Source organism: Mycobacterium sp., assembly GCF_035623875.1.
Taxonomy (GTDB): Bacteria; Actinomycetota; Actinomycetes; order Mycobacteriales; family Mycobacteriaceae; genus Mycobacterium.
Map to the genome: position 1 here is coordinate 1 of NZ_DASPSP010000328.1, position 16,359 is coordinate 16,359.

Genomic DNA, 16,359 nt, shown 5'->3' on the forward strand with positions numbered 1-16,359 from the left:
GACGATCCGCGTGGCGGCGAAGCAGACCTGATTCTGGCCAAGCACCGCAACGGCCCGACCAAGACGGTGACCGTCGCTCACCAACTGCATCTGTCGCGCTTTGCGAATATGGCGCGCTAAGCTGCAGCGCCGGTGCCGAGATGCAGCGAAGATGAGCGAGTAGGACGTTCTTGATTATCTAGCTTTTGCAACGCGCAACCCGTTGACACCGCGCACTCGCAGACGCTCGTCGAGCACACTATCTGGATCGGCGCCCATGGCCGCAGTGCACGCGGGATGATCTGTGCTATTGGCGGTTTCGCGGATCCACTTCTCAAGTGCGGCATCGGAACCACCTGGGTTCCGGGATGGATTTCGGTACTGAGCACCGAAGCCAGCGGGTCCGTGGCGGCTATCTCTCGGGTGCGCCGTCGCCCGCAGGAAGGCCGCGATCTCCGCCGCAGCAGTGAGCCCCTTGGTCCGGATGGCCGGTGGAACTCGCGGATCGGCCGACCGCGCCAGTACGGTACCCCGACTCTGCGGAGTCCAGTGCGACTGCAAGATCACAATGGCGGGCCGCGGGTGCTGCGCGCGACCGTAACACATCGGGTCGGCGTGCTTGTCCGGCGTACAACGCATGGCCCGGTGTGCAGTCCGCGGGTTGACGCCCCGGCAACTTGCTATAGGCCCCGAGATGGCCGGGGATCTCGTTAGGCAAATCGCGCTGTGCGTTTGTCGAGGAATGCGTTGATGCCTTCGCTGCCATCGGCGCTATCGGCACATGCCGCAATGAGCCTGCCCTCGATCTCCATTTGCTCTTCGAGGCCGTTACCGAATGTGGTCAGCAACAGTTTCTTTACGGCCGATCCGGAGTCCTTTGCGCCAGAGGCCATATCGGTGGCGAGCGCGTTGGTGTGGGCAGCGAGTTCGTCATCGGGTACGACCTCGGTGACTAGGCCCCACTGCGATGCCTCGTGAGCCGATAGCCTTCGGTTGGTCAGCATCAACTCCTGGGTGCGGCGAACTCCGATCTGGCGGGGAAGGTAGTACGACGAGCTGCCGTCGGGGCTCAGACCCACCTTCGTATAGGCCATCATGAATGATGCGGATTCAGCAGCCAGCACGAGATCGCCGGTGATCGCGAGGCTAAACCCGGCGCCCGCTGCCACGCCGTTGACGGCGGTGATCAGAACCGCGTCCATGCGCGCGAATGTGGAGATCGCGCGGTGCAGATCGTCGGCCATCCCCTTGACGTAGCGGCCGCGGCCGAGCGGCGATGACGCCATCGCCTTGAGATCGCCACCGGCGCAGAAGAACCGGCCGGTGGCGGTCAGCACCACTACCTTGGTGTCGGCAACGTCGCATCGTCGCGCCGCGTCAGCGAGTTCGCGGGTCATGGCGTCATTCATGCCGTGTGCATCGGCGGGCCGGTTCAAGGCGATGCGGGTGATGGGGCCAGCCTGATCGAAGGTTAGCGTCTCGTATTGAGTCATGGCGGCCACATTATCCGCACACCGGTCTCGCCCGACGTAATCCTGGCCGCGCCGGTCAGCCTTCTCAATGAGCAGTGTGCCTTCGCCGCCGATTTGTTCCTGTGCGTGCTGCGCGACGAATGCGCCCGTGACGATCACCATGGGCTAATCGTTCCGCCCGCCCAGTTCAGAGCAATCTTGGATTCCCGGCAGCTCTTGTCAAATAACCATCGTGGAATAGCGACGTTTTTCCGCTGGGTTGCCGCGCATCAACGCTCCATCAACGTTGACGGTTGGCGCGGCGCGTCGCTGGGGTGAGACGTCCTCTCGCGAAGTCGCCAGCGCCCAAAAGGCCGCAGCGCGAGTCACAGGCATTTCCATGCCACTGGCACTGCTGCTGGGTGCGCCCAGGGCTCGGGTCAGATCAGGTCGCTGACATACAGTTGCATAGAGTCGAATAGGCTCTCGAGTAGTCCGCTGCTGGCGAACCCGTGCTCAAATGCATCAATCCACGCGTCGGGGTTATTGATGTTGTCGGAGATGTCGACATATGTGATGTCGCCGTCGGTCGACGTGGTCGCATCAGCGATTTCCGTCGGTGTCAACCCCAGGTACTCCACGTGCTGGACGAACAGGCCCATGGTCGAGTCCAGGAAACCTCCGGCCGTGAAGTCCTGTTGGAAGTCGGCGACCCCATCGCCGTCCAGCGTGTAGATCGTCGTCGGGTATGCGTTATCCGGCGTCACGTTGCCAAGGACGCCGTCCATCCCGGAATCCGTGAGAATAGTGTCCGTCATACTCGAGCCGAATAACGCGTCCATATCTGGTTCCAGATTGGGCCAAATGCCGCCCGGGAGGGAGGGGTCGCCGATGAACACGAAGTGCAGACCGTCGGAGGGGATGTTGGGGTCTTGTTCGAGTTGGGTCATTGCCATCGACTCGGCGGTGGCGCTCTGCGAGTATCCGAAGATCGTCAGCGGGTCCGCGGCGGTGCAATCGCTCGGATTCGAGTTGCATTCGTTCTCCACGGCGGCAACGATCTCGTCCGCGGCCATTTGAGTACTCGGACCCTGCTCGATGAGTTCGGGCGTCGTCAGCACCTGCAGCGGCGCGTTGCACGGTTCGGTCCCGACCATGTCGCAGACCGTCGAGTTGGTCGCGCCATCGTCGAAACCCAGCGGGTTCAGATACAGATCCTCGACGGTGTCCGCGAAGGCGGTCGACGGCGTCGGCTCGGTGGTTCCGCCGACGATGATCGCCGTGTCGCTCCCTTCTAGCGGGTCGTCCGTGGACAGCAGAGTCACGTCAGCGTGGGCGACTGGGTTGATTGGCGCGCTGGCCACGATGATGCCAACGGCGATAGCGTTCGCGAGCAGCTTGTGTCTGTTCACCGCTGCGCTCCTTCGCGCCCGTACGGTGACCTGCGTCATAGCATCTTCTTAGCTGAAGTTAATCCTAAATTCAAGAAATTCTTAATCTTGGACTTAAGGCGTTCCTGTGGAGTCGGGTATTTCCGGCCGACTCCGTTTCGTGTGATTGGTGCGGCCCAGTGGCCGGGGCGATGCCGGTGCGGTGTTCGGGGAGCTTGCCTTTAGGGCATCTCGACAGCCGTGAGGACAGCTGTTACGCAAGCCACCGTTCTTCGTCGTCGACTACCGCCGTCACCTGGGTTGCCAGGTCAGCGGAAGCGGATGTTCAACGTCGCCAGGCCGAAGATCTTCTTGCCGTCGGATTTCGCGGCGACAATGACGACACCGGTGCGGGTGTCGGGGTCCAGGGACTTGATTCGGCCGCTGAACTCGATTTCGGCGCCCTCAGTGGCCGAGACGATCGCGGGCGCAGACAGCCGCACCGCGTAGCGGGTAACCGCACCGGGGTCGCCGGACCATGCGGAGGCGAATCCGGCGCCCAAACCCATGGTGAGCATTCCGTGAGCGATCACATCCGGCAGGCCAGCCAGCTTGGCGATGTCCTCGTCCCAGTGAATCGGGTTGGCGTCGCCGGCCACGCCGGAATAGTTCACCAGGTCGCCGCGGGACAGTCGGGTCTGGTGCACCGGTAGTGCGTCGCCGACCTTCACGTCATCGAAGGACGGCGTGCCCGGCGTGCGGGTCGTGTCCTCAGCGATCCGAATTTCGCCCTCGGGGCGCACCGTCTTCTGGTACTCGGACTCGCCGATTCCGAAGATGTCCACGTCGTGCATCATCATCTTCTGCACGGCCGTCTTGATTGCCGGATCGACGTCCTCGGCGGTGAGACCGACAACGGTGGTGTGCAGAGTGTGCACCCGTTCGCCGGCGGTATCGGTGAAGGTGTTAGTCACGGTGATCAGGTCTCTGCTGGCGATCCTGCGCACCGACGTCAGTTCGACGTCGACGTGCAGTTCGTCGCCGGCCACGATCGGACGGTGCTGCTCGAAGACTTCTTCGGTCTGCATGTAGGCGTGGTAGCCGACGACCACCTGTTCGAACATGCGGCGATTGCACTTCATGGCCGGGGTCGACGTGAACGTCAGCGGCGCCACCAGGTCCGAATACCCCAGCTCAGCAGCGGCGGCGAGATCCCAGTGCGCAGGGTGATAGTCCTGCACTGCACGGGCGTACTCGCGCACCTTGTCGCGGCCGACCAGGTAGGTGCCGTCCATCTGGTAGTAGTGGCCGACCCGCGATTCGATCGCCGACGCTTCTGCTGCGGTCATCAATTTGCCCAACTTTTCTACTGGCTTGTTCGCTGAGGCCGACCGAAGCACACTAGCGCGCGGGGGAGGGAGCGCTGAGCGCCGCCGCGACAAATTGATCGGTTCGAGCAAAATACTGGACCGCCATCGCACTGAGCTGCCAGGGTGGTGGCTTGTGCGGGTGTGGCTGAGCGGCTAGGCAGCGGCCTGCAAAGCCGTACACACGGGTTCGAATCCCGTCACTCGCTCCGCAAAAGCTGAGCATCATCGCCGATGTGATCGCTGACCTTCGCACGGTAATCTCTCTGTGTCGTCTGCGTGGACGACGGCAGTCGCGACGACACTGCGGCCCCGGGCTCGGCGAGGCGATTACGACAACTCGGAGATTCAACGATTGCTGGCTTAGGCACCGACGCGCAATCAGTGACTGAATGCCTCGAATGCGGCTGTGCCACAAAGGTGTCAGCTAAGGTTCAACGTTACTCCGGCATCGTAGAAGACTTCCTATATCGCATCGAACAAGGTGCGCTGCCCTTGGCACCTCAAGGCAGACGACGTTGAGGGAGCGATCGGCGAGAGTCGCTGTTCCGTGAGGTCTGTTCACCGATAACGCAGGGTGCCGTGTGGCTAGGGAGTTGGTGCGCCCTTGCCTAATGTGTCCGGGCACAGCTCGTGTTGTGCAGCATCGATCACTCCGCGCAGGTCGAAATACACAATCGGGTTCGCGTCTATAATCTGTTGCGGCGTCATGCCGTTGTGCAATGAGGTGCAGACTTGGGATCCGCGACTGATCCTGACGGCGTCGTTTATTCCCGGCACGAATGTTCCGTGGTCGTTGAGGTATCGGATGTAGCTGTCGGCGTCGGCATGGGCCGGCGCGGCCGTCGCCAGCGCGGCAGGAATCATCAACACCGTCGCCGACCATCGCTTGATATTTATGGTCCGACCGTAAACGGATCTGGGTGCGCAGAGGCACAGAACGAGCAAACAGACGCCGGGGAGCGGGAGGTCGAGCCGCCGCAAGTTCAAATCCTGTCAGCCCGACGAAAGAAACCGGGGAGCGGCTTGCGTGCGCTACGCTACGGTGATTGCGCTGGATTCCCTTGTCAGTTCAGGATATTGATGCCATGGACGTGACGCGACGGCAATTCTTCATCACCGCGAGCGTGACCGTGATGTCGATGGTCACGATCGGGGTCTGCGCCGAGAGTACGACGGCAGACGACGCGCCTTCTGCCATGCGGTTTGGAAACCTTCAAGTTGAATGCGCTAGTGTCGCAACTTATTAAGCTGTTCGTCGACGTGTAGGGCGCTGGCGGCAGTCTTGTAGCTTTCAACAACACCTTCGAGCCGTGCAGGAGAGCCCTCGAAGCACGCCCAGTCGAAAACGGCCTGACATACGTGGTCGGCCAGACTGCGCAAGATGCCGTCCCGGGGCGGGTTGTCGATGACCCGGATCGCGGCCGTGCAGAACATGCCCTTGTCAACGTTATCGCCCTGCAATGCCCGTCGAGCCATCGTCAGGAGCTCACGGGTATGTACACCCTCGAAATCCATCAATCCCCCGTGCTTCTTAAAAGGGTTTCCGTGCCTCTGCCTTCAACCGCCGCGCACAACTACGCTCGTTACGCCTGAGTGCAGGGAAGCATTAGATCAGCCGAGTCGTAAACCTAGCCGACAGACGAGTACACCCCGGCCACGTTCTGGTAACAGAGATACATCGGTCTGAACCGGAATCGTGGGTCTCGAAAACTGGTTGACAGGGCTGGTGTCGGAATTGTCCCGTTGGAGGAATCATGCGCAGCGCAACCACACCCGTAACCCCCCAACCAGAATTGGACCTGGCCGGGCGGACTGTCGTGCTCATCGGTGGCAGCGCCGGCATTGGCTTAGAGACAGCCAGACGCGCACGCGCCCACGGCGCCGACGTCATACTCACCGGCCGCAATCCCGACCGACTCACCCAAGCAGCCCGCGACGTCGGCGCCCAACATACTGCGGCCTTCGACGCCACCGACGACGACGCCCTGAAAAGCTTCTTCGAGACCTTTTCCACCCCAATCGATCACGTGATGGTCACCGCTGGGGGCCCGCGGTATGCGCCCCTGCTGGAAATGGACGCTGACCAAGTGCGCGAAATTCTCAGCGGGCACGTAACGCTGTATCTCGCGGTGGCGCGCCACTCGGTGAGCAAGATGACGCCTCAAGGCTCGCTGACATTCATGGGCGGCACCGGGGGCCGTCGTGTCAGCAAAGAACTCGGCATCGTGCCAGCGGCCACCGCCGCGCTTCCTCCGTTCACCGCCGCCCTAGCTCTTGAGCTCGCACCCATTCGGGTCAACCTCATCGCCGCCGGCTTCGTGGACACACCATTATCTGCCGCACTACTCGGAGATCGACTTGACGAGCGCAGAGCCGAACTGCGTGCGAAGCTTCCCATCGGGCGGGTAGTCGGCCCCGCGGATGTTGCGGCGCTTGCCGTACACCTCATGACCAACACAGCGCTCACCGGTGCCACGTACGACATAGATGGTGGCCAACAATTCGTGCAGTGAGCTCTGCCCGCAACCATCGAGTTGTAAAGCGTCGGTCAACTTTCATTCATCTTTCTGGGGTCCCAGCGCCGTAGGATGCCGAGGCATGAGCGAACCTTCGTCCGGGAATGCTGGAAGCCTAGCGGCAGACGGCGAGTGGCAGCCACAGCGGTGGGAGACCACCTTCATCTACGAGACGCACGAATCCCTGCAAGCGGTGATCGATGAGGTTAGCCGACTGACGAACGCCTACGGAGCAGAGGGGTGGGAGATAGTCAACTCTGCGGTCCAACGAACTCAGGTCGTCCACCACTTCAAAGAATATGACCAAGTCGGTGACCGTCTTTTCGAGTGGGGCATCGTTTGTACCCTGAAGCGGCCTCTTCCGCCCGGGTAACGCCGCTTGTCGGGCGACCCAGCTGTTGCTATTGCGCGGACGCGGCGGCGTAGTCGGCGTCGAACGTGGATTTCCCGGCGGCCATCAGGTCCGGCGCGATAGCGGTGTCCAGTGCAAGGGACAGTTCCGATTTTCGAGAAGACTTGTGGTGGAGAGGTTTTGACTGCCGATGATAAGTGAGGTGTTGTCGGTGAGCACAATCCGTGGAACGCGGCGTCGAGGATGACCCGGATGTCCACGCCGCGGTTGTGGTCGTCAATGAGTGCGTTGACCGCGGCGGGATCGTTGAGTTCGTAGATGGTGATACGGACCGAACGGACCGCAACGCTGATCAGACCGACGATGGGGGAGTAACCGGCGCCGGGCTCCTGGATCAGCTGATAGTTCGCATCGGTCGCGTGTGCGCGGCGCCGCGAGAATGGTTATGGCAACGCAGCCGCAGTTCGCCGCAGCCACCGAGTCTGGGCGACCCACGCTCGGCGGAACGTGGATCCGATCGGTGAACACGCTCCGGCCGTTTCGCACTCAACGGAACAAGCGGCATCGCTGACCACGCGGGCAGAAATAACGGCGCGGCCTTGTTGCGATACATACGCGATAAGACAGAGGGAGACGCTGATGAAGATTCGCTTCGGGGTCAGCCTGGGTGCGAACACCGCTCCGAGCCAGCTAGCCGACATCGTCGATCACCTCGAAAACAGCGGAGTCGACTCGCTGTGGCTTTCGGAACTGGTCTACTCCCCAGCGGTGGATCCTATGGTGGGTATGGCCTACGCACTGGCCCGCACGACACGTTTAAAGGTGGGCACTTCAGTCGCAGTGCTTCCAGGGCGTCATCCGGTGCTGGTGGCGAAACAATTGGCGTCGCTGGCGGCCCTTGCGCCCAAGCGAGTTCTGCCCGTCTTCGGGTTACGTTCGGCGATTGCGGCCGAGCGCGAGCTGTTTGTCGTCCCTGACGGAGAGCGGGCGGCGGTGTTCGATGAGTCGTTGCAGTTGCTACGGTCGGTGTTGGTCGAGAATTCGGCGAGTTACTCCGGCCGGTATTTCACGGTGAGCCGGGCGGCGATCGCGCCGCGACCGGCACCTCCGCTCGACATTTGGTTAGGCGGTTCGGCGCCGGCGGCATTTCGCCGCATCGGCGCGTTTGGCGATGGCTGGTTGGGTAGTTTCCTTACCCCAACGGAGGCGCGACTGGGGCGCGAAGCGATCGAACGTGCGGCGGGACAGGCGGGTCGGCATATCGAACCGGACCACTTCGGGATTTCGTTGGCCGTCGCTGACGGTGAGTTGCCGGTGGAGTTGGCCGCCGCCGTTCGCCGGCGTCGTCCCGATGTGGATCCGGGTGAGCTGATCGCGACGAGCTGGGATCAGCTGCATCGCCAACTCGACGCCTACCTGGACGCGGGTTTGACGAAATTTGTCATTCGGCCGGCCAGCAGCGGGCCCGTGGACGATTTCATCGATCGATTCGTCGACGAGTTGGCCGATCGACAGAACTGATTACGATAATCTATTATACCGCAGGCAATTACGATACCGCGAAACCTGACCGCGTCACGCTCATCGCCGGTCACGGTGGCGATGAGGTCGCCGACGGTGCGCTGTGTCATCTCCAACGGAATGGCCGCGCAGCTACCGTGCGACACCGCCTTCGCCGCTACGAGGAGCTCACCGGAGCCAACCTGCGCGACCCCGATCATCTCGTCGTTAGCTGAACAACCCCCGGTTTTCGCCGACGTATTGTTTGACGGTTTGTGCGGTGTGGCCGGTCACGTCTTCGAAGTCATGAGTAAACCGGTTGTAGCGATCGTCGCGGTGCAGCCGCGCCATGGTGGCGATATGGTCTTGCACGTGCGGGTCGAGCCCCGACTCCGTTAGCTGCTTCAGCCACTGGTCATAGGACACCCGGACGGCGGCGACCGGCCGGGCGAGGGCTGCGGCGTACTGCTCGGCAAGCTGATCGACGTCTAGCGTTGCCGGACCGGTCAATTCGTAGAGTGCCCCGACATGGCCGCTGGGTGAGCGCAGCACGGTGGTGACCACGTCGGCCACGTCGGCGGCTGCGATCGGTGAGGTACGGCCCGTTCCGAACGGCAGCTCAAGGCGTCCGGTGTCACGGATCGACTGGGCTGCCAGCAGGGTGAACAGCGGGTTGTCGAGGAACACCGTGGGCCGGATGTGCACGGCGGGGAGGCTCGACCAGTTGATGACGTGTTCGGCCAGCCAGTGCAGTCGTTGTTGGTGGGATTCGGCGGTGCTGTTGACGGTCATCTGGGAGACCGTCATCTGAGACATGTTGACCAACAGTTCCAACTCGCCGAGTTCTGTAGCGATGGCGCAGATGACTGCGGTGGCTTCCAGATAGGCGGCGGAGACGCTCATGTTGAAGAACATTCGGGTGATGCCTGACATCGCTGCCGCGATGTCGACGGGGTCAGTGAGGTCCCCGACGATCACCTCGGCCCCTTGCTGGCGCAGCGCGTCGGCGCGTGAGTCCTGTCGGTGCACCATGGCCCGTACCGCGTCGCCATGGCCGAGTAATAGGTGCACAACGCGGGTGCTGACGCTGCCCAGCCCGCCGCCGGCGCCGGTGATCAGATATGTCGGGGCCATCTCACTCCCAAGGCTCAGTTGCTGAGCATCTCAGATGAGGCTGTATGTGTCATCCCGGCGCCTACAGTGATGATGTCATCTGCGGCACAGCGCATTCCGGTGATTCCAGCGTGGCTCATATTCGATCCGGTCCGGATCCACCACCGGATGGTCCTCAAGGAAAGAAATAGCCCGGCGCCAATCGGCGATCTGGACCCATGGGTCGACGTCGAAGCGCGGCGAACCGTCCGCTGGACCCGAAGCCTCGGTAGTCGTGCACCAGCACCACAAACCCCGCGTCGGCGAATAGGCGAGCGAACCGCTCCAGGCCGTGTTCCTTCATCCCGGCGCAGCCGTGCGCCATGCTGATGCCCGGATGCGGTCCCGCCCCGTCGGGCAAAAACAACCAGCCCCGCAGCGTGACACCACCTTCGACCGGGAACTCGACATCCATTCGATGCACCATCTCTGCTCCTTCCCGCGCTGTACAACATCCACTGTGTGCGCGCTGCGTCCGAGGTGGGGAAGCCCCAATAACACCGGTACTGGCGGGGACAGCCTTAGGCTGATGTGGTGGTGGCGAAAGGCAATGCGCTCGGTGATTACCTGCGTGCGCGACGCGGACAGGTCCACCCCGAAGACGTCGGGCTGATCGCGGGCGCGAGGCGCCGTGTTCGGGGCTTGCGGCGCGAGGAGCTGGCCATGTTGGCGGGTATCAGCTCCGAGTATTACCTGCGGCTCGAGCAGGGCCGCGACAAGAATCCATCCGCTCAGATTCTTGACGCGCTTGCGCGGGCGCTCCAGCTGGACATCAAAGGCAACAAGTATCTACATCAGCTGGCGAGCCCGCCCGGCAGCCACAGGGAGCAGCCGGATCTGGAGACCGCTGCCGACGGCATCGACAAACTCATCGACCAGTTTTCGATGCCGGCAATCGTGGCCAGCAGGTGCCTGGATGTGCTGGCCGCGAATCCGCTCGCCCGGGCCCTGTCGCCAGGTTTCACACCCGGGGGCAACTTTCTGCGCTGGCGACTCTTCGAACCCGCTGCCCGGGAATTCTTTGTTGATTGGGACGAGGTGACCGACGTCGCGGTCAGCGGGTTGCGTGAAGCGGCCGGTAGCGATCCGGATGACCCGCGCTTGCGCGCCCTGATCGACGAATTGTCCAGCACCAGTGCGCGTTTCCGGGAGCTATGGGCGCGAGCGGATGTGGGTTACCGCCCGGGCGTCATCCATATGCGGCACCCTGACGTCGGTGACCTTTACCTACACCGCAACAGGTTCAACATCCCGCACTCCGGCGGACAGCACATGCTCACGTATCGCGCGGAGCCCGGCAGCGACTCCGCCGCTGCACTAGAGGCGCTGCGCTCGCTGCCGGCTGCGGACCCAGGGTAAGTTGGCCGTCAGGGCCGGGGAGACCGTCCGGGTGGTGTGTCCGCTGGCGGGTAGAGCGGCCGCAGCGCGGTGGGCGCCCGGAATGGCGCCCACTCGCCGTGCGGCTGTGCCAGCCGGTCGGCGACGGCCCATATCACCGCCGGATGGTGGCCGAATCCCAAATGGCTGCTGGCTACGGCAATGTTCTCGGCCCGTGCCGACGGCTGGTCGAGGCAGGCCTGCCAGGCGACGATGCCGTCGTATCGGGAGTAGATCGATGTGGCTGGCACCGGCAGCGCGTCGAGACCGGACTCCAGCGGCAACTCCCTTGGCACGACATGCAAATGGGCGTAGCGGTCAAAGGCACGGCGGGCCCGGGACTGGCTTTCGTGGGCGAGGCGAATCGGACTGCCAAGCGTGATGACTTGGCGCACCGCAGCGGGAGTGTCACGGGCGAGGGTGCGGGCGTAGACACCGCCGAGGCTCCAGCCGATCACACTCACCGCAGAGTCGTATCGCGACCGCAGGTCGAGCAGGCGGTTCTGCAGTCCGGTGACCGTCGCGGCTGTCGGGCCGAGGTTACGTCCGAGGCGCCAGCCATGTACCCGGTAGCCCAGGTCGCGCAGGATGCGCCGCAGCGTCCAGGTGGAATCGTCATCGGCCAGCAGGCCCGGCAGCACCAGAACCGGGTGCCCGTCGCCGACCGGCAGTAGCTGCCTTAGCGGCAGCGCGGCGACGAGCAGACCGAACTCGGCCACCGCGCGAGCGGCGTCGGTCACGAAGAGCCACGACGCGGGAGCACCCGCCCCGGCGGTACCGGCGGGTACGTCCGCCCACGACACCGGACTCGACATCAGCCTGCCCCCACTGCGTCGGACAGTGCGACGAGTTCGGCTTTGGCCGCATCGATTATCAGATCGACATCGGGCACCAGGTCGCGGTCGGCCAGTGCTCCGAAGTTGATCTTGTGGTTGGACCCCAAGACGGTCAGGTTGAGCCCCTGCCCGTCGGCGATCGCCGAGAGCGGGTAAATCCCGTCGAGTCGCGCCCCGCACAGATAAAGATCCACGGTGGGCCCGGGAACGTTGGAAATGATCAAGTTGAACGGCGGGACCCGCTCCAGTAGCCGCAGTCGGGTGGCCAGCCGGTTGGCCTGATTGGCCAACGCCGGCATGGAGAACTGGGCGATGTCGGTGAGCAGCTCGGCGGGCAGCGCGTTGTGCTGCTCCTTGGCCGCGCGCATCGCCTCGTGCACAGCTGCCAGCCGCGCACCCGGGTCGGCCAAATGCGTGGGTAGCGGCGCGATGACGGTCGAGACCCGGTTGCCGTGGGTGCCTCTTTGCTCTTCGGTGCGGATGGACACCGGAACGGCGGCCACGAGCGGTCCCTCGGGCAGGGCATCGTGTTTCTGCAACCAGATGCGCAGCGCGCCGGCGCACAGCGCCATCACGACGTCATTGACGGTGACACCCGCGGCCTTCTTGACTGCCTTGACCTCCGCAAGCGGGACGCTGGTGAAGGCCCAACGCCGATGCGGGCCGATGTTCTTGTTGAACGGCGTTGGGGGCGCGATCAACGGCGGCGCCGACAAGATGACACCGCGGCCGCGGCGCAGCAGAAAACGGTCGATGAGCGGCAGCCACGGGCGTGCGGGACTGCTGACCAGCGCTGGCAACGAGCGCACGATGTCCGCCGAGACCCGTGCCGCCCGGACCGGGTTGGTCGCCAGCGACGCAACGCTGCGCGCCAGTAGCTTCGCCGCGCCGGGCTCGGTTTCCGGACGCCACGAGTCTGGCTCGCCAACATCGCGGGGCTCCGGCGAGGTGTCCATCAGCGCGGCCAGCAGATCGTTTCCCGAAACCCCGTCGATGGCCGCGTGGTGCACCTTGATGTAGACGGCCTGCCGGCCGCTCTGCAGTCCGTGGATGAGATAGGTCTCCCACAGCGGGCGGCGGCGGTCCAGTGGCCGCGCGTGCAACCGGGCCGCCTGCACGGCCAGCTGGCGATCATCCCCCGGGCTGGGCAACGCGAGTTCGCGGACATGAAACTCGATGTCGAAATCGGGATCCTCGATCCAGTACGGCTGATCCAGTCCAAAGGGCACCTCCACCAAACGGCGGCGAAACGGCGGCACCAGATGCAAGCGGGACTCGATGAGTCCGGTCAGCCGCTCAAGCGTCAGCACCTCGCCTCTCGTGGGCGGATCAAGGATGGACACACTGCCCACGTGCCCGTAGGCCGTTGGCGAGTCGAGCGCCAAAAACGCGGCATCCAAACCGGTCAGCTGCTGCATCACACCTCCATAGGCAAGCTCGGTTTAGCCCCTGAGACATTGTGGCTAGGTGCACCGCTGGCTCGTGCATCCATCACGCTAGAACCAGTTTTCACCCAAATCCATAGTGGTTCGGTCGCCGCTATCGAGCAGGTCGAACTGTGCGATCGTCTGGGGGAGTTCGTAGTGGAAGAAGTATTGCGGCCAGGCGCTTGCCGACGGGCGGGAGATACGAACAGCCGGCGTTCATCCAGCCGCGCATCGCGGGATCGAGCGAGATGTATGTGACGGCGACGACGAACTGCCTGTCGGCCGGCTCAGGAACCGGCATCTCGATAAGCTCGAAATCCGAATCGCGAATCTTGCCCGGCGGGCGAGCGGCCAGGCGCCATTGTCGACTCTTGCTCAGCGCGTGGGTGCGCCGGCCTCCTGCCGTATCTTATAGAGGCTTCACACGGTACTCCACTAGTAGTAATTTGCAACTAAGATCCGAAAGACGACCATGCTTCCCGCGAAAGGACAGCCAGATGAGTACGACGGTCCTCGACCGCTTCCGGCTCGACGGGAAGGTGGCAATCGTCACCGGGGCGTCCTCGGGGCTGGGTATCGCCTTCGCCGAGGCACTTGCCGAGGCGGGCGCCGACCTCGTCCTGAGCGCGCGCCGCACCGACCGCCTCAAGGAGACTCGTGCCCTTGTTGAGGAGCGGGGCCGGCGCGCGCTAACGGTGACCGCGGACGTCGCCCGTCCCGAGGACGCACAGCACGTAGTCGACGCCGCGATGACCGAATTCGGTCGTGTCGATGTGCTCGTGAACAACGCCGGTAAGGGCACCGCCGTGCCCGCCACGCGCGAAACACCCGACCAGTTCCGCGAGGTGATCGATATCAATCTCAATGGGTCCTATTGGATGGCCCAAGCGTGTGGCCGTGTCATGAAACCGGGTAGCTCGATCATCAATGTCGCGAGTGTCGTCGCGCTGGCCAGCGGCAGGCTGCCGCAGGCGGCCTACTCGGCCAGTAAGGCCGGCGTGACGGGTCTGACCCGGGATCTGGCCGTGCAGTGGACCGGTCGCAAGGGCATTCGCGTCAACGCGCTGGCTCCGGGCTTCTTCCCGTCAGAAATGACTGATCAGTTCCCTGAGGGTTACATCGACAGCCAGCTTCCGCGGGTCCCGGCCGGTCGGCCGGGAGATCCAGAAGAGCTCGCGGCCGCGCTGGTGTTCCTCGCGAGCCCTGCCGCTAGCTACGTCACCGGCGCCACACTCGTGGTCGACGGCGGCCTCACCGTCTCGTGAATTAAGTTTTGAAACGCAACTACGATCGGCGTTATCCTCTTCGGTAATGAAGCATGCCGATCTGCATGATGAGAACTGCGCGATCGCCCGTTCGGCGGCCATCGTCGGTGAGCGCTGGGTCTGGGTGATCATGCGGCAAGCGTTCAACGGGGCTCGGCGGTTCGAGGATTTTCAGCGGGGCATCGGCTTGGCCCGCAACGTGCTTTCGGAACGGCTGAACAGGCTGGTCGACCACGGCATTCTCGAACGACGCCGCTACGCCGAGCACGCCGCGCGCGACCTCAACGAGTATCGGCTGACCTCGAAGGGACGCGCGCTGTTTCCCGTCTACGTCGCGCTGATGCAATGGGGTAACGAGTGGACCGGTCTTGCGGCCCCTCCCGTCGATCTGCTGCACAAGCCGTGTGGGCACCGTGTCGATGTGTGCGTCGTGTGCTCTCAATGCGGCGCGGAGATCGATGCTCGCGATACCGAGCCGGTCGTCGGTCGCGGCCTGATCATGCATCGCGGCGACCGCTCATGAGCCGCCTCCCGCGGGGGAGCAAACATCGTCGCTGTGCCTGCGGGTTCGAAAGGTCGGCTGATGAGACCCTATGGGCCGATGCGGGGTCGCGACGAGGTGTTGGCGACGGCACTCGGTATCGTCCGCCGCACCCGTGTGAGATCTGCCGTCAAGCAAGCCATACCCGCATTCGGGTCGCCCGAAGCAAGTGCGACGAAATCGAGCAGGCCTGCCCGGGGGCGCCGATCATCCGGCTACCACCCGACTTGCGGCTGTTCATCGCTTGATGATTGCCGTCGACCACGTGCAGTGGGCCGACCGGCTCAGCCGACGGCCTGTACTCGACGAGCTGTTCACCGCATGGGAACGGTGGGCCGCTGAGGTCGCCGAATCCCACACCACCTACCTGACATTCGCGAGGCTCCGCTCACCGTGGCCGCTGTCGCACTGGCTGGTCGCGCTGATCGCGGTGATGGATGCCGCTGCCCTGCATTAGGCGCTGACCCCATCGGGAGAGCCCAAACTTTCCCCGCGACTGTCGCTTCGGATGGGTTTCGTGGCGTTGCAGCAGATCGCAACATTCATGGGGCTGCCGGTATCCGACGATCCTGACCCCGACGGCCCGGTCACGGTGTCGTTCGACGAATTCAGAGCGGCTACCGCCATGCTGCGCGAAGTCGGGTATCCAATCGAACAGACCGATGAGGAGGCTTGGCCGCATTTTCGTGGCTGGCGCGCCAACTAGGACACGGTCGATGCCGATCCCACCGCGGCGCCCACCCGCCAGACTTGCACGAGACGCCCGACGACGGCGAACATAGCGCATCGCCTTCTGCGCCAACGGATCGGCTATCGCATCTGCATGTCCAGAACCACACGAAACCTGGCTCGGCCGGGCATCATTCGTTCATAGGCCGCGGGCGCATCTTCGAACGGCAACAGCTCGATCATGGGTGTGACGCCGTGCGCGGCGCTGCGAAGCCGTCACGCGCTTCTTGAGCAATCAGCCCTTCGCGCGGAACGGCTCACCGTCAAACCGCTCCCGGGTCGCGATTTCGGCGACGCTGTTGCGCTTCAGCTTCATCAGCTGCCGCTGCGGTTTTCCCAGCGGCAATACCGCAGCGACCGCGTACGACTCCGGCACGCCGAGTAAATCCCGCACCTGCGGCTCCGCCGCCACCGCATTCGTGGTGAGGGTGCCCCCATAACCCTCGTTGCGCGCGGCCAGCAAGATGTTCCACACCAGCGGGTATACCGATGCA

Annotated in this window: 21 protein-coding genes and 1 tRNA gene; 9 read left to right on the forward strand and 13 right to left on the reverse strand. The window is 63.7% G+C overall.

Annotated features, from left to right (window positions below):
* Positions 1-120: hypothetical protein (locus VEI45_RS26555; protein WP_414687596.1), on the forward strand; the 120-nt coding region annotated here is incomplete at its 5' end.
* 54 nt (positions 121-174) lie between these two features.
* Here VEI45_RS26555 and VEI45_RS26560 read toward each other — a convergent pair.
* The 4 genes from VEI45_RS26560 to VEI45_RS26025 all read right to left on the reverse strand — a co-directional run bounded on the left by VEI45_RS26560 (position 175) and on the right by VEI45_RS26025 (position 4,149).
* Positions 175-618 carry a GMC oxidoreductase gene (locus VEI45_RS26560; RefSeq protein ID WP_414687595.1) on the reverse strand — a complete coding sequence of 148 codons (444 nt, stop codon included), beginning with the start codon at positions 616-618 and terminating at the stop codon, positions 175-177.
* A 71-nt stretch (positions 619-689) separates the two neighbouring features.
* Entirely contained in the window at positions 690-1,472 is a 783-nt protein-coding gene (locus VEI45_RS26015; protein WP_324857689.1) for an enoyl-CoA hydratase/isomerase family protein, read from the reverse strand.
* Positions 1,473-1,870: 398 nt separating this feature from the next.
* On the reverse strand, positions 1,871-2,842 hold the full coding sequence (locus VEI45_RS26020; protein WP_324857659.1) for a PE-PPE domain-containing protein: 972 nt from the start codon (positions 2,840-2,842) through the stop codon (positions 1,871-1,873).
* Positions 2,843-3,129: 287 nt separating this feature from the next.
* Positions 3,130-4,149: a fused (3R)-hydroxyacyl-ACP dehydratase subunits HadA/HadB gene (locus VEI45_RS26025; protein WP_324857661.1), complete on the reverse strand. Its 1,020-nt coding sequence runs from the start codon at positions 4,147-4,149 to the stop codon at positions 3,130-3,132.
* A gap of 156 nt (positions 4,150-4,305) precedes the next feature.
* On the opposite strand from VEI45_RS26025, the gene VEI45_RS26030 reads away from it, so the two are divergent.
* A tRNA-Cys gene (locus VEI45_RS26030) sits at positions 4,306-4,376 on the forward strand.
* A 379-nt stretch (positions 4,377-4,755) separates the two neighbouring features.
* On the opposite strand, the gene VEI45_RS26035 is transcribed toward VEI45_RS26030, so the two are convergent.
* Both VEI45_RS26035 and VEI45_RS26040 read right to left on the reverse strand, forming a co-directional pair.
* A complete protein-coding gene (locus VEI45_RS26035) occupies positions 4,756-5,034 on the reverse strand; it encodes a DUF732 domain-containing protein (protein ID WP_324857691.1) in 279 nt (92 codons plus the stop codon).
* Between the two features lie 363 nt (positions 5,035-5,397).
* Positions 5,398-5,685 carry a hypothetical protein gene (locus VEI45_RS26040; RefSeq protein WP_324857663.1) on the reverse strand — a complete coding sequence of 96 codons (288 nt, stop codon included), beginning with the start codon at positions 5,683-5,685 and terminating at the stop codon, positions 5,398-5,400.
* A 239-nt stretch (positions 5,686-5,924) separates the two neighbouring features.
* Between VEI45_RS26040 and VEI45_RS26045 the strand changes: the two genes are divergently transcribed.
* Positions 5,925-6,683 (forward strand): SDR family NAD(P)-dependent oxidoreductase, encoded by a 759-nt coding sequence (locus VEI45_RS26045; protein WP_324857665.1) that lies wholly within the window; start codon positions 5,925-5,927, stop codon positions 6,681-6,683.
* Between the two features lie 276 nt (positions 6,684-6,959).
* Here VEI45_RS26045 and VEI45_RS26565 read toward each other — a convergent pair whose 3' ends face one another.
* A complete protein-coding gene (locus tag VEI45_RS26565) occupies positions 6,960-7,436 on the reverse strand; it encodes a phospholipase D-like domain-containing protein (protein WP_414687597.1) in 477 nt (158 codons plus the stop codon).
* 241 nt (positions 7,437-7,677) lie between these two features.
* On the opposite strand from VEI45_RS26565, the gene VEI45_RS26050 reads away from it, so the two are divergent.
* Positions 7,678-8,559, forward strand: a complete 882-nt coding sequence (locus VEI45_RS26050; RefSeq protein ID WP_324857667.1) for a TIGR03854 family LLM class F420-dependent oxidoreductase — start codon at positions 7,678-7,680, stop codon at positions 8,557-8,559.
* A gap of 207 nt (positions 8,560-8,766) precedes the next feature.
* On the opposite strand, the gene VEI45_RS26055 is transcribed toward VEI45_RS26050, so the two are convergent.
* Together VEI45_RS26055 and VEI45_RS26060 are read right to left on the reverse strand one after the other, a co-directional pair.
* Complete coding sequence (locus VEI45_RS26055; protein WP_324857669.1) at positions 8,767-9,672, reverse strand: NAD(P)H-binding protein; 906 nt, start codon at positions 9,670-9,672, stop codon at positions 8,767-8,769.
* Positions 9,673-9,826: 154 nt separating this feature from the next.
* Complete coding sequence (locus tag VEI45_RS26060) at positions 9,827-10,117, reverse strand: hypothetical protein (protein ID WP_324857671.1); 291 nt, start codon at positions 10,115-10,117, stop codon at positions 9,827-9,829.
* A 107-nt stretch (positions 10,118-10,224) separates the two neighbouring features.
* Here VEI45_RS26060 and VEI45_RS26065 point away from each other — a divergent pair, with 107 nt between their 5' ends.
* Positions 10,225-11,049, forward strand: coding sequence for a helix-turn-helix domain-containing protein (locus tag VEI45_RS26065; protein ID WP_324857673.1), 825 nt, complete (start codon positions 10,225-10,227; stop codon positions 11,047-11,049).
* Positions 11,050-11,057: 8 nt separating this feature from the next.
* On the opposite strand, the gene VEI45_RS26070 is transcribed toward VEI45_RS26065, so the two are convergent.
* The 3 genes from VEI45_RS26070 to VEI45_RS26085 form a co-directional block, all read right to left on the reverse strand.
* A complete protein-coding gene (locus tag VEI45_RS26070; protein ID WP_324857675.1) occupies positions 11,058-11,882 on the reverse strand; it encodes an alpha/beta hydrolase in 825 nt (274 codons plus the stop codon).
* Complete coding sequence (locus VEI45_RS26075; protein ID WP_324857677.1) at positions 11,882-13,321, reverse strand: wax ester/triacylglycerol synthase family O-acyltransferase; 1,440 nt, start codon at positions 13,319-13,321, stop codon at positions 11,882-11,884. The genes VEI45_RS26070 and VEI45_RS26075 overlap by 1 nt, the downstream gene beginning before the upstream one ends.
* A gap of 121 nt (positions 13,322-13,442) precedes the next feature.
* On the reverse strand, positions 13,443-13,709 hold the full coding sequence (locus tag VEI45_RS26085; protein ID WP_414687598.1) for a hypothetical protein: 267 nt from the start codon (positions 13,707-13,709) through the stop codon (positions 13,443-13,445).
* A gap of 118 nt (positions 13,710-13,827) precedes the next feature.
* Here VEI45_RS26085 and VEI45_RS26090 point away from each other — a divergent pair, with 118 nt between their 5' ends.
* The 4 genes from VEI45_RS26090 (at position 13,828) to VEI45_RS26105 (ending at position 15,842) form a co-directional block, all read left to right on the forward strand.
* Positions 13,828-14,595, forward strand: a complete 768-nt coding sequence (locus VEI45_RS26090; protein ID WP_324857679.1) for a glucose 1-dehydrogenase — start codon at positions 13,828-13,830, stop codon at positions 14,593-14,595.
* A gap of 46 nt (positions 14,596-14,641) precedes the next feature.
* Complete coding sequence (locus VEI45_RS26095) at positions 14,642-15,118, forward strand: helix-turn-helix domain-containing protein (protein ID WP_324857681.1); 477 nt, start codon at positions 14,642-14,644, stop codon at positions 15,116-15,118.
* Positions 15,119-15,383: 265 nt separating this feature from the next.
* On the forward strand, positions 15,384-15,593 hold the full coding sequence (locus VEI45_RS26100) for a hypothetical protein (RefSeq protein WP_324857683.1): 210 nt from the start codon (positions 15,384-15,386) through the stop codon (positions 15,591-15,593).
* 51 nt (positions 15,594-15,644) lie between these two features.
* The gene (locus VEI45_RS26105) at positions 15,645-15,842 is read left to right on the forward strand and encodes a hypothetical protein (RefSeq protein WP_324857685.1); all 198 of its coding nucleotides are present in this window, start codon (positions 15,645-15,647) and stop codon (positions 15,840-15,842) included.
* Positions 15,843-16,100: 258 nt separating this feature from the next.
* Here VEI45_RS26105 and VEI45_RS26110 read toward each other — a convergent pair.
* Positions 16,101-16,359, reverse strand: a 259-nt coding sequence (locus VEI45_RS26110; RefSeq protein WP_324857687.1) for a nitroreductase family protein, incomplete at its 5' end; no start/stop codon positions are given.

What these genes read in the sequence shown, in the direction of transcription:
- VEI45_RS26560 (WP_414687595.1), bottom strand. Translation starts at nt 618, where the DNA reads ATGCGTTGTACGCCGGACAAGCACGCCGACCCGATGTGTTACGGTCGC.
- VEI45_RS26015 (WP_324857689.1), bottom strand. Translation starts at nt 1,472, where the DNA reads ATGACTCAATACGAGACGCTAACCTTCGATCAGGCTGGCCCCATCACC.
- VEI45_RS26025 (WP_324857661.1), bottom strand. Translation starts at nt 4,149, where the DNA reads ATGACCGCAGCAGAAGCGTCGGCGATCGAATCGCGGGTCGGCCACTAC.
- VEI45_RS26035 (WP_324857691.1), bottom strand. Translation starts at nt 5,034, where the DNA reads ATGATTCCTGCCGCGCTGGCGACGGCCGCGCCGGCCCATGCCGACGCC.
- VEI45_RS26040 (WP_324857663.1), bottom strand. Translation starts at nt 5,685, where the DNA reads ATGGATTTCGAGGGTGTACATACCCGTGAGCTCCTGACGATGGCTCGA.
- VEI45_RS26045 (WP_324857665.1), top strand. Translation starts at nt 5,925, where the DNA reads ATGCGCAGCGCAACCACACCCGTAACCCCCCAACCAGAATTGGACCTG.
- VEI45_RS26050 (WP_324857667.1), top strand. Translation starts at nt 7,678, where the DNA reads ATGAAGATTCGCTTCGGGGTCAGCCTGGGTGCGAACACCGCTCCGAGC.
- VEI45_RS26055 (WP_324857669.1), bottom strand. Translation starts at nt 9,672, where the DNA reads ATGGCCCCGACATATCTGATCACCGGCGCCGGCGGCGGGCTGGGCAGC.
- VEI45_RS26060 (WP_324857671.1), bottom strand. Translation starts at nt 10,117, where the DNA reads ATGGTGCATCGAATGGATGTCGAGTTCCCGGTCGAAGGTGGTGTCACG.
- VEI45_RS26070 (WP_324857675.1), bottom strand. Translation starts at nt 11,882, where the DNA reads ATGTCGAGTCCGGTGTCGTGGGCGGACGTACCCGCCGGTACCGCCGGG.
- VEI45_RS26075 (WP_324857677.1), bottom strand. Translation starts at nt 13,321, where the DNA reads ATGCAGCAGCTGACCGGTTTGGATGCCGCGTTTTTGGCGCTCGACTCG.
- VEI45_RS26090 (WP_324857679.1), top strand. Translation starts at nt 13,828, where the DNA reads ATGAGTACGACGGTCCTCGACCGCTTCCGGCTCGACGGGAAGGTGGCA.
- VEI45_RS26095 (WP_324857681.1), top strand. Translation starts at nt 14,642, where the DNA reads ATGAAGCATGCCGATCTGCATGATGAGAACTGCGCGATCGCCCGTTCG.
- VEI45_RS26100 (WP_324857683.1), top strand. Translation starts at nt 15,384, where the DNA reads ATGATTGCCGTCGACCACGTGCAGTGGGCCGACCGGCTCAGCCGACGG.
- VEI45_RS26105 (WP_324857685.1), top strand. Translation starts at nt 15,645, where the DNA reads ATGGGTTTCGTGGCGTTGCAGCAGATCGCAACATTCATGGGGCTGCCG.